The sequence below is a fragment of the Streptomyces sp. NPDC016851 genome (assembly GCF_055562795.1).
Window position 1 is genome coordinate 333,461 of record NZ_JBVHEP010000006.1, and the last position, 9,667, is coordinate 343,127.

Annotated in this window: 10 protein-coding genes, 1 pseudogene and 1 riboswitch; of the genes and pseudogenes, 6 read left to right on the top strand and 5 right to left on the bottom strand. The window is 68.8% G+C overall.

What is annotated here, in order from left to right; all coding sequences use genetic code 11:
* Positions 1-84 precede the first annotated feature (84 nt).
* A riboswitch (cobalamin riboswitch) is annotated at positions 85-213 on the bottom strand.
* 52 nt (positions 214-265) lie between these two features.
* The 4 genes from ACZ3I3_RS13120 to ACZ3I3_RS13135 form a co-directional block, all read right to left on the bottom strand.
* Positions 266-772, bottom strand: a complete 507-nt coding sequence (locus ACZ3I3_RS13120; protein ID WP_467364534.1) for a GNAT family N-acetyltransferase — start codon at positions 770-772, stop codon at positions 266-268.
* A 72-nt stretch (positions 773-844) separates the two neighbouring features.
* Positions 845-2,473 (bottom strand): monocarboxylate uptake permease MctP, encoded by a 1,629-nt coding sequence (mctP, locus tag ACZ3I3_RS13125; RefSeq protein ID WP_467364535.1) that lies wholly within the window; start codon positions 2,471-2,473, stop codon positions 845-847.
* Positions 2,470-2,736 (bottom strand): DUF3311 domain-containing protein, encoded by a 267-nt coding sequence (locus ACZ3I3_RS13130; RefSeq protein WP_399406767.1) that lies wholly within the window; start codon positions 2,734-2,736, stop codon positions 2,470-2,472. Before ACZ3I3_RS13130 ends, mctP begins: the two co-directional genes overlap by 4 nt.
* A 142-nt stretch (positions 2,737-2,878) precedes the next feature.
* The gene (locus tag ACZ3I3_RS13135; protein WP_279545326.1) at positions 2,879-3,643 is read right to left on the bottom strand and encodes a GntR family transcriptional regulator; all 765 of its coding nucleotides are present in this window, start codon (positions 3,641-3,643) and stop codon (positions 2,879-2,881) included.
* Between the two features lie 308 nt (positions 3,644-3,951).
* On the opposite strand from ACZ3I3_RS13135, the gene ACZ3I3_RS13140 reads away from it, so the two are divergent.
* From ACZ3I3_RS13140 to ACZ3I3_RS13165, 6 genes are all read left to right on the top strand, one after another.
* Positions 3,952-5,235, top strand: a complete 1,284-nt coding sequence (locus tag ACZ3I3_RS13140; protein ID WP_467364536.1) for an extracellular solute-binding protein — start codon at positions 3,952-3,954, stop codon at positions 5,233-5,235.
* Between the two features lie 70 nt (positions 5,236-5,305).
* The gene (locus ACZ3I3_RS13145; RefSeq protein WP_467364537.1) at positions 5,306-6,292 is read left to right on the top strand and encodes a carbohydrate ABC transporter permease; all 987 of its coding nucleotides are present in this window, start codon (positions 5,306-5,308) and stop codon (positions 6,290-6,292) included.
* Entirely contained in the window at positions 6,289-7,128 is an 840-nt protein-coding gene (locus ACZ3I3_RS13150) for a carbohydrate ABC transporter permease (RefSeq protein WP_467364538.1), read from the top strand. The genes ACZ3I3_RS13145 and ACZ3I3_RS13150 overlap by 4 nt, the downstream gene beginning before the upstream one ends.
* 9 nt (positions 7,129-7,137) lie before the next feature.
* Entirely contained in the window at positions 7,138-8,688 is a 1,551-nt protein-coding gene (locus ACZ3I3_RS13155) for a glycoside hydrolase family 3 protein (protein ID WP_467364539.1), read from the top strand.
* 54 nt (positions 8,689-8,742) lie between these two features.
* Positions 8,743-8,991 (top strand): helix-turn-helix transcriptional regulator, encoded by a 249-nt coding sequence (locus ACZ3I3_RS13160; protein WP_397859564.1) that lies wholly within the window; start codon positions 8,743-8,745, stop codon positions 8,989-8,991.
* Positions 8,988-9,512 (top strand): hypothetical protein, encoded by a 525-nt coding sequence (locus ACZ3I3_RS13165; protein ID WP_467364540.1) that lies wholly within the window; start codon positions 8,988-8,990, stop codon positions 9,510-9,512. Before ACZ3I3_RS13160 ends, ACZ3I3_RS13165 begins: the two co-directional genes overlap by 4 nt.
* A 7-nt stretch (positions 9,513-9,519) precedes the next feature.
* Here ACZ3I3_RS13165 and ACZ3I3_RS13170 read toward each other — a convergent pair.
* Positions 9,520-9,667: pseudogene (locus tag ACZ3I3_RS13170) on the bottom strand (IS481 family transposase); the annotation flags it as partial.

Consider the following 9,667-nt stretch of genomic DNA (forward strand, 5'->3'; position numbering starts at 1 on the left):
GGCAGGGGGCAGCACGCGAGCGCACGCGGCGTCGCGTCCACCGGCCCATTCCACGAGGCCCGGACGTCAGGCACACCGGCCGGACGGCCGGGCGCGCTGTCGGCAGGTCCTCGGACTGACTCCCATGCAGGCATAAAAAGGCATGGGTACACCGTTGCGGGACAGTTCCGGATTCGCACCGGATTCCCCTGCGGCGACAGCGAGCACGAGCATACATCTTGTGCCGGGTGGCAAAAGCACCCCTAGATGTAGTGTCGCGACGGTTTCACAGTGTCAACTCGTAGGTGAGGAGAGTGATGTCGGCGAGCTCCGGAATCGGGTTCCAGTCGCGCTCCGGGGTACGGACGAAGCCGAGGCGTTCGTAGATGCGGTGAGCGGAGTGCATGGTGCGCTGTGTGGACAGGACGACGCGGACACAGCCGTCCGTCGCACGGGCGCGGTCGACGCAGGCGCGGACGAGGGCTTGTCCGGCGCCGCGCCCGCGGGCCTCGTGGGCGACGGCGAGCATCCGTATCTCGGCTTCCGAGGGCCGGGCGATGTCGGCCATGGGACCGCCGGAGGGGACGAAGGTGACGCCACCGAGGAGGTGTTCGCCTTGGGTGGCCACCAGGACGTCCGCGGCGGTGGCCCGCTTGGCCACGTCCCTGAGTTCGCCGAGGTATTCGTCGCTCTCCCCGAAGTCGAGGAGGCCGTCCTTCAGGTAGGCCTGGGCGGTGATCTCGCCGAGGGCGGCGTGTTCGGCGGGCTTCACCCGCCGGATGAGGATGTCCATGGTCCGAGTGTGCGGGACGGGTACGACAACGGGCCGCCGGTTTCTCACCGACGGCCCGCTGTCACCTGCGAGTCAGTGCGAGGTGCCCGCCGTCGCCGGCGGAAGCTCCACCTGGACGCCGGGGTCGCCCGCGTCCGCCGTGTAGTCCTCCGGCTTGGTCTCGTCGATGCCGTCGGGGGCCTTCAGGGCCCTGAGGACGAAGGTCAGGACGACGGTGACGACGACGTTCAGGACGAACGCCGTGAGGCCGATGTAGCCGATCTCGCCGATGCCCGGGATCTCCTTCGACGAGCCGCCGAAGTGCTTCTGGGTCGGCGAGGCGACGCCGTACGCCGCGGCCGTGCCGTAGACCATGCCGACCGCCCAGCCCGCGAGCAGCGCCCAGCGGTGGAACCAGCGGGTGAACAGGCCACCCACCAGGGCCGGGAAGGTCTGCAGGATCCAGATGCCGCCCAGCAGCTGGAAGTTGATGGCGACCGTCTTGTCCATGGTGAGGACGAAGGCCAGCGCGCCCACCTTCACCAGCAGCGACACCAGCTTGGAGACCTTGGTCTCCTGGGCCGGCGTGGCGTCCGGCTTGATGAAGTCCTTGTAGATGTTGCGGGTGAAGAGGTTCGCGGCCGCGATGGACATGATGGCCGCCGGGACCAGGGCCCCGATGCCGATCGCCGCGAAGGCCACGCCCGCGAACCAGTCCGGGAACATGGTCTCGAACAGCTGCGGGATGGCCAGCTGCCCGTTCTGCACCTTGATCCCGGCCGCGATCGCCATGAAGCCGAGCAGGGCGAGCAGGCCCAGCATCAGCGAGTACAGCGGCAGGATCGTGGTGTTGCGGCGGATCACCTCACGGCTCTTCGAGGACAGCGTCGCCGTGATCGAGTGCGGGTACATGAAGAGCGCGAGCGCGGAGCCCAGCGCCAGCGTGGCGTACGTCCACTGCCCCGCTTCCGCCGGCACCAGCGCACCGCGCGGAGCGCCCGTCGCCGGGTTGGTCTGACCGTACGCCTCGCCGGCCTTGGCGAAGATCTCGTCGAAGCCGCCCAGCTTGATCGGGATGTAGATGATCGCCACCGCGATGACGATGTAGATCAGGGTGTCCTTCACGAACGCGATCAGCGCCGGTGCACGCAGACCTGACGAGTACGTGTACGCCGCCAGCACACCGAAGGCGATCAGCAGGGGCAGGTCCTTGATGAACCAGTTGGTGTCCTCACCGCCGCCGACGCCCATGACGTCCAGCACGGCCTGGATGCCGACCAGTTGGAGCGCGATGTACGGCATCGTGGCCAGGATGCCGGTCACGGCCACCGCCAGCGACAGGCCCTTCGAGCCGAACCGGCCGCGCACGAAGTCGGACGTCGTCACGTACCCGTGCTTGTGCGAGACCGACCACAGGCGGGGCAGAAACGTGAAGATCAGCGGGTAGACGAGGATCGTGTAGGGCACCGCGAAGAAGCCGGCCGCGCCCGCCGCGTAGATCGCCGCCGGTACGGCCACGAAGGTGTACGCCGTGTACAGGTCGCCGCCCAGCAGGAACCAGGTGACCCAGGTGCCGAACGAGCGGCCGCCCAGGCCCCATTCGTCGAGGCTGTGCTCGTTCTCGGCCTTGCGCCAGCGCGCGGCCAGGAAGCCCATGACCGTGACGGCCAGGAAGAAGAAGATGAAGACGGCGAGTGCGACGCCGTTCACGCCGTCCTTCACTGCGACGCACCGCCCTTCGCGGCAGAGCGGGCGCGCTGGTCACGCTGCCACAGCTTGTAGGCGATCATCGTCAGCGCCGTGGAGATCAGCACCCACGCCATCTGGTACCAGTAGAAGAACGGGATCCCGATGAAGGCCGGGTCGGTCTTGGCGTACGAGCCGACCCACAACATGGCCACGAAGGGCGCTATGAGGCAGAGAGCGATGACGACGCGCATCGGCGTCACCGTCGCCCCTCTGCCGGCTTCTGGGGCTTGCGACATCAGGCGGCTCCGTCCCCTCAGTGATCACCTGTGCAATGCGCAGGCAATCTAGGTCAGGGTGCGGCGGGAACGGAACCCCTCGTCCGTAATGCGGTACCCAAAAGAAACCGAGCTCAGCAGCAGTCGCACCGCCCCGCGCGCGCTACTCCTGGGGACGCTTCAGACGCGCCACGAACTTGTACCGGTCCCCCCGGTACACCGACCGCACCCACTCCACCGGCTGGCCGTCCCGGTCCAGTGAGTGCCGGGAGAGCATCAGCATCGGCAGGCCGACGTCCGTGCCGAGCAGGCCGGCCTCGCGCGGTGTGGCCAGCGAAGTCTCGATGGTCTCCTCGGCCTCCGCGAGATGGACGTCGTAGACCTCCGCGAGCGCGGTGTAGAGGGACGTGTACTTCACCAGGGACCGGCGCAGGGCCGGGAAGCGCTTCGCGCTGAGGTGGGTGGTCTCGATGGCCATCGGCTCGCCGTTGGCCATGCGCAGCCGCTCGATGCGCAGCACCCGCCCGCCGGTCGTGATGTCGAGCAGCCCGGCGAGGCGGTCGTCGGCGGTGATGTAGCCGATGTCCAGGAGCTGCGAGGTGGGTTCGAGGCCCTGGGCGCGCATGTCCTCGGTGTAGGAGGTCAGTTGCAGCGCCTGCGAGACCTTCGGCTTGGCGACGAACGTGCCCTTGCCCTGGATGCGCTCCAGCCGGCCCTCGACGACCAGTTCCTGGAGCGCCTGGCGCACGGTCGTGCGCGAGGTGTCGAACTCCGCCGCCAGGGTGCGCTCGGGCGGGACCGGCGTGCCGGGCGCCTGCGTCTCGGTCATGTCGAGCAGGTGCTTCTTCAGGCGGTAGTACTTGGGCACGCGTGCGGTACGGACGGGTGCCCCGCTCTCGTTCTCCGCACTGCTGATGTCGGTGCTCATGGTCCGCCTTCCCGGCTCCTGTGCCGACACGATCTCACTTGTATACCGTCGGCGGCGCTTTTGGTCTAGTCCACAACTCCAAGTGGTCTACCTGGAGTATGCCGTGTCCGGCCGGGTTTTCGCCGGGTTCTTACTTAAAGGTTCCTGCATATGTAGGTCGCATAACGGCTGGTCAGAGCTTATTCCGGACCCTTGACAGGCCTGCTGGTCTGGTCCAAGCTCCCCCTACTGGTCTACACCATTGGTCCAGGGTCCTGGCCCCACGTTCGGGGAGCAGGGGGGTCGGTGGCATCCCTGAGGAGGGTGGCGTGAAGCGCAAGCTGATATCCGCGATCGGTATCGCGGGCATGGTGGTCTCCATCGCGGCGTGCGGGGGCGAGGGCGGCAGCGGGGGCTCGGACAAGGGCGCGGACGCCAAGGAGCTGACCGTCTGGCTCACCGTCGACGCGCAGAACAACTGGCCGGACCTGGTGAAGGCCGCCGACGCGGCGGTGAAGAAGAAGCACCCCGGTCTCAAGATCAACCACGAGTACTACGGCTGGCCCGACAAGAACGCCAAGCTCGACGCCGTCCTCGCCACCGACAAGGCCCCCGACGTGGTCGAGATGGGCAACACCGAGATGCTCGGCTACATGGTCAAGGGCGCCTTCGCCCCCCTCGACGCCGGCACGTTCGACAACTCGGACGCCTGGCTGGACGGCCTCAAGGCCTCGGTGACCTACGAGGGCAAGACCTACGGCGTCCCGTACTACGCCGGCGGCCGCGTCGCCAACTGGCGGGGGGACATGGCGGGCTCGGTCGGGGTGAAGACGCCCCCGAAGACCTACAAGGAGCTCACCGCCGCCCTGGACAAGATCCAGAAGAAGCAGGGCGACAAGTTCAGCGCCTGGTACCAGCCCACCCGCGACTGGTACGCGGCCATGTCCTTCGTCTACGACGCCGGCGGCGCCATCGCCACCGAGTCGGGCGGCCAGTGGAAGGCCTCCCTCTCCTCGCCCGAGTCCCTCAAGGGCCTCAAGGAGTTCAAGAACGTCATCGACTCCTACATGCACGGCGACAAGACCAAGGACGAGTCCGACCGCTACATCGTCTACGGCCAGGGCAAGTCCGCCATGATCTTCGCCGCCGCGTGGGAGGGCGCGACCGCCGAGGACCCGAAGAACGACAAGTCCGGCAAGCTCAAGGGCAACCTCGAGAACTTCGTGATGCCCGGCCCGTCCGGCAAGAACATGCCCGTCTTCCTGGGCGGCTCCGACCTCGCCGTCCCGGTGAAGTCCGACGCGCAGGCCCTGGCCGCCGAGTGGATCAACGCGTTCACCGGCTCCTCCGGCCAGAAGGGCCTGATGGCCAAGGGCAACCTGCCCAACAACAAGACCGACCTCGCGACGCTGAAGAACGACCCGAAGACGGCGGTCCCCGCCACCGCGGCCGAGTCCAACTGGTTCGTCCCGATGGCCCCCGGCTGGGGTCAGGTCGAGAAGGCGCAGATCCTCCAGACCATGCTCCAGAGCATCGGCACCGGCAAGAAGTCGGTCGAGGCCGCCGCCAAGGACGCGGACGCCGCGATCGACAAGGTCATCAACACGAAGTGATCTTCGCGCGGGGCTCCTGACCGGGAGCCCCGCCGTCGTCCAGACCTGAGGGACCGCCGAGGAGCGCGCGATGAGTGCCGCAGACACCACCACACCCGTCAAGGTGCCGCCACCGCGGCAGGCACCGCCACCTCCCGCCGCCGAGCGGCCACGGGCGAACCGGCCGTCGGGCGCGACCTCGGTCCCCTGGCTGCTGCTCGCGCCCTGCCTGCTGATCCTCGCCCTGGTCATGGGCTATCCGCTGGCCCGTCTGGTCACCCTGTCCTTCCAGAAGTTCGGGCAGTCCCAGCTGTGGGGCTTCCAGCCGGCCGAGTCGGTCGGGTTCGACAACTTCGCGAAGGTGCTGGGCGACGGCGAGTTCTGGACCGTCGTGGTCCGCACGATCGTCTTCGCCGCCGGGGCCGTCGTCTTCACGATGGTGATCGGCATGGCGATCGCCCTGCTGCTCCAGCGGGTCTCCGGCTGGCTGAAGGTGCTCATCAACATCGTGCTGGTGGCCAGCTGGGGCATGCCCGTCATCGTGGCCACCACGGTCTTCAAGTGGCTCTTCGACTCGGACTACGGCGTCTTCAACGCGCTGCTCAGCAAGCTGCCCGGCGTCGAGATGATCGGCCACAACTGGTTCGCGAGCGGGCCCGAGGGACTGGCCGTGATCATGCTGCTGGTGGTCTGGGGCGCCGTGCCGTTCGTGGTCATCACGCTCAGCGCGGGTCTCACCCAGGTGCCGAAGGAACTGGAGGAGGCGGCCCGCCTCGACGGCGCCGGCGCCTGGGGCGTCTTCCGCTACGTCACCCTGCCCGTCCTCAAGCCGATCATCGTGATGCTCACGACCCTGTCGGTCATCTGGGACATGGGCGTCTTCCCCCAGGTGTTCGTGATGCGCAACGGCCACCCCGAGCCGGAGTTCCAGGTCCTCAACACCTACTCCTACGACCGGGCGTTCGTGGTCAACGACTACGCCCAGGGCTCGGCCATCGCGCTGGTCACCGTCGTGCTGCTGCTCGGCGTGGTCGCCGTCTACATGCGGCAGATGCTGAAGATCGGAGAGGTCGAATGAGCAGCACGCTGACCGGCCGCCGGGCGCCGAAGCTCTGGTGGAACGTCCTCGGCCTCCTGGTCTTCGTCACCGCGGGCTTCCCGCTGTACTGGATGCTCAACACGGCGTTCAAGCCCGCCAAGGACGCCATCGACCCGGACCCGGGCCTGCTGCCGACCGGCATCACCTTCGCCAACTTCGGCCGGGCGCTGGACATCGCCGACTTCTGGGGTCCGGTGGGCCGCAGCATGGTGGTGTCGCTGGCGGTGGTCGTCATCGGCATGGTCGTGGGGCTGCTGGCCGCGCTCGCCATCTCCCGCTTCGCCTTCCGCGGCCGCAAGATCGTGATCGTGGGCATTCTCGCGGTCCAGATGGTCCCGCTGGTCGCCATGATCATCCCGGTGTTCCTGCTGCTCAACGACCTGGGCCAGTACGACCGGCTCACCGGCCTCATCATCACGTACCTGACCTTCATCCTCCCGTTCACCGTGTGGACGCTGCGGGGCTTCATCGTCAACATCCCGAAGGAGCTGGAGGAGGCGGCCATGGTCGACGGGTGCTCCCGCACCGGTGCCTTCCTGCGGGTCGTCTTCCCGCTCCTGGCCCCCGGCATGGTCGCCACCTCGGTCTACGGCTTCATCCAGGCCTGGAACGAGTACCTGTACGCCCTGATGCTGCTCAGCCAGAAGAACCAGACGGCGACCGTCTGGCTCGGCAACTTCACCACCAAACACGGCACCGAATACGCCCCGATGATGGCCGGCGCCACGATGATGGCCGTGCCGATCGTCGCCCTCTTCCTCCTCGTCCAGCGCAAGATGGCCGCGGGCCTGACCGCGGGCGCCGTGAAGGGATGACCCCGCCCCATGACGACACTCGCCAGCGCCACCGACACGCTCACCCGTGACGCCCTGACGGTCCTCCAGCCCGGCTTCACCGGAACCACCGCCCCCGACTGGCTGCTGCGCCGGCTCGGCGAGGGCCTCGCCTCCGTCGGCCTGTTCGGCCGCAACATCGCCTCGCCGGGCCAACTGGCCGCGCTGACCGCACAACTGCGGGCCGAGCGCGACGACGTCCTGGTCGCGATCGACGAGGAAGGCGGTGACGTGACGCGCCTGGAGGTGCGGACCGGCTCCTCCTTCCCGGGCAACCACGCCCTCGGCGCGGTGGACGACGTGGAGCTGACACGAGAGGTCGCCCACGAACTGGGCCGCCGTCTCGCCGCCTGCGGCGTGAACCTCAACTGGGCCCCGTCAGCCGACGTCAACTCCGACCCGCGCAACCCGGTGATCGGCGTCCGCTCCTTCGGCGCCGACACCGAACTGGCCGCCCGGCACACCGCGGCCTATGTGACGGGCCTCCAGTCCGCCGGAGTCGCCGCCTGCACCAAGCACTTCCCCGGCCACGGCGACACGGCCGTCGACTCCCACCACGCCCTCCCGCGCATCGACGTCCCCGAAGACGTGCTGAGCGGCCGCGAACTGACCCCGTTCCGCGCGGCCATCGCCGCCGGCAGCCGGGCCGTGATGAGCGCCCACATCCTCGTCCCGGCCCTGGACCCCGACCGCCCGGCCACCCTCTCCCGCCGCATCCTGACCGGCCTGCTGCGCGGCGAACTCGGCTACGACGGCCTGATCGTCACCGACGGCATGGAGATGCGGGCCATCGCGGGCACCTACGGCATCGAACGCGGCAGCGTCCTCGCCGTCGCCGCCGGTGCCGACGCGATCTGCGTGGGCGGCGGCCTGTCCGACGACGCGACCGTACGGCGCCTGCGCGACGCCCTCGTCGCGGCGGTCCGCACGGGCGAACTGCCCGAGGAACGCCTGGCCGAGGCCGCGCACCGGGTCCGGGCGCTGACCCGCTGGGCGAGCACGGCGAACCGCGCACCCGAGGACACCCACGGCAGCGAGATCGGCCTGCACGCCGCCCGCCGCGCCCTCACGGTCACCGTCGCCCCGGGACTGGGGACTCCGGAGACCTTCGAGCCCGTCACCGAACCGCCCTACGTCGCCGCCCTCACCCCCGTCGCCAACATCGCGGTGGGCGACGAGACTCCCTGGGGCATCGCCGCCGAACTCGTCCACCTCCTGCCGGGCACGGTGACGGGCAGCTTCTCTGCGGAGGACGGCAAGGTGGAGGACGGCCACGAGAGCGATGCCGGTGCCGGTGAGAGCGCCGGACGGGCGGCACTCCAGGCGGCGGGCCCGCGGCGCATCGTCGCCGTCGTCCGCGACGAACACCGCCACCCCTGGATGGCCTCGGCCCTCGACACCCTGCTGGCGGCCCGCCCCGACACCATCGTCGTCGAGATGGGCGTCCCCCAGGCCGCACCCCGCGGCGCCCTGCACATCGCCACCCACGGCGCGGCCCGCGTCTGCGGCCGGGCTGCGGCCGAGGTGATCGCCGGGTTGTAAAGCCAGTTGTAAAGCAGGTTGTAAAGCTACCTCCGAATGTAGTACTTCTTATACATGAGCGAGCAGGTGCACAACAGGTTGGCCATGGTGCGCGCCGAACGGAAGGTGTCGCGCCAGAGCCTGGCCGAGGCAGTGGGAGCCCACTACCAGACCATCGGCTACATCGAGCGAGGGCAGTACAACCCGAGCCTCGACCTGGCGTTGAAGATCTCGAAGTTCTTCGATCTGCCGGTCGAGGCCCTGTTCTCCCTCGAACCATTCCGGCCGCTCACGGACGAGATCTACGGGAGGAACCAGCCATGACGACGACACGCCTGACCCGCTACGACCGGACCATGCTGCGGCTGATGAACGACCGCCGCGGCCAGGCCTGGTACGCCACGGCCGCACGCCGGCGTCTGGTCGTCACCGCGCACATCACCCTCACCGTGGCCATCGGCGCACTGATGACCCACTTCTTCCTCGCGAAGGGCGAGCCCCTGTGGCCCGTCGCCGCGATGGCGGTGCTGCTGCTTCCCTGGATGATCGCGACCGGCGTCATCAACAGCGCCACCCGGGGCCTGCTGGAGCTGCGCGAACGCGTACTGGACGAGCGGCAGTCGGCCGAACGCACCCGCGTCCTGGCCAGGGCTCACCGCATGACCACGCTGCTCCTGGCCGCGACGGCGGCCGCTCTGCTGATCACGGGCGGTGTCGACGGCAACGCCCCGAAGGCCTACGCGGCACCCCTCCTCATCGCCGTCCTCGTCGTCCACTGGGTCATGCCGCTGTGGGTGGCCGGCCTACGGGCCGAGGACGAGCCGACCGACGACGAGGCCCTGTAAGCGGGGCCTAGATGTATTGACCCGGAGCGTTGTTCACGCGGGTGATGGGTGGGTGGCCGCCGAGTGCGGTGTGGCCGCGGTGGTGGTTGTAGGTGTGCAGGAAGTCTGCCAGGGCGGCGGTGCGTTCGGTGTTGCTGGTGTAGGGCCGCTGGTAG

Bases quoted from the DNA above. Each gene is read 5' to 3' on its own strand.
- ACZ3I3_RS13120 (WP_467364534.1), bottom strand. From the start codon at position 772: ATGGACATCCTCATCCGGCGGGTGAAGCCCGCCGAACACGCCGCCCTC.
- ACZ3I3_RS13130 (WP_399406767.1), bottom strand. From the start codon at position 2,736: ATGTCGCAAGCCCCAGAAGCCGGCAGAGGGGCGACGGTGACGCCGATG.
- ACZ3I3_RS13135 (WP_279545326.1), bottom strand. From the start codon at position 3,643: ATGAGCACCGACATCAGCAGTGCGGAGAACGAGAGCGGGGCACCCGTC.
- ACZ3I3_RS13145 (WP_467364537.1), top strand. From the start codon at position 5,306: ATGAGTGCCGCAGACACCACCACACCCGTCAAGGTGCCGCCACCGCGG.
- ACZ3I3_RS13150 (WP_467364538.1), top strand. From the start codon at position 6,289: ATGAGCAGCACGCTGACCGGCCGCCGGGCGCCGAAGCTCTGGTGGAAC.
- ACZ3I3_RS13155 (WP_467364539.1), top strand. From the start codon at position 7,138: ATGACGACACTCGCCAGCGCCACCGACACGCTCACCCGTGACGCCCTG.
- ACZ3I3_RS13160 (WP_397859564.1), top strand. From the start codon at position 8,743: ATGAGCGAGCAGGTGCACAACAGGTTGGCCATGGTGCGCGCCGAACGG.
- ACZ3I3_RS13165 (WP_467364540.1), top strand. From the start codon at position 8,988: ATGACGACGACACGCCTGACCCGCTACGACCGGACCATGCTGCGGCTG.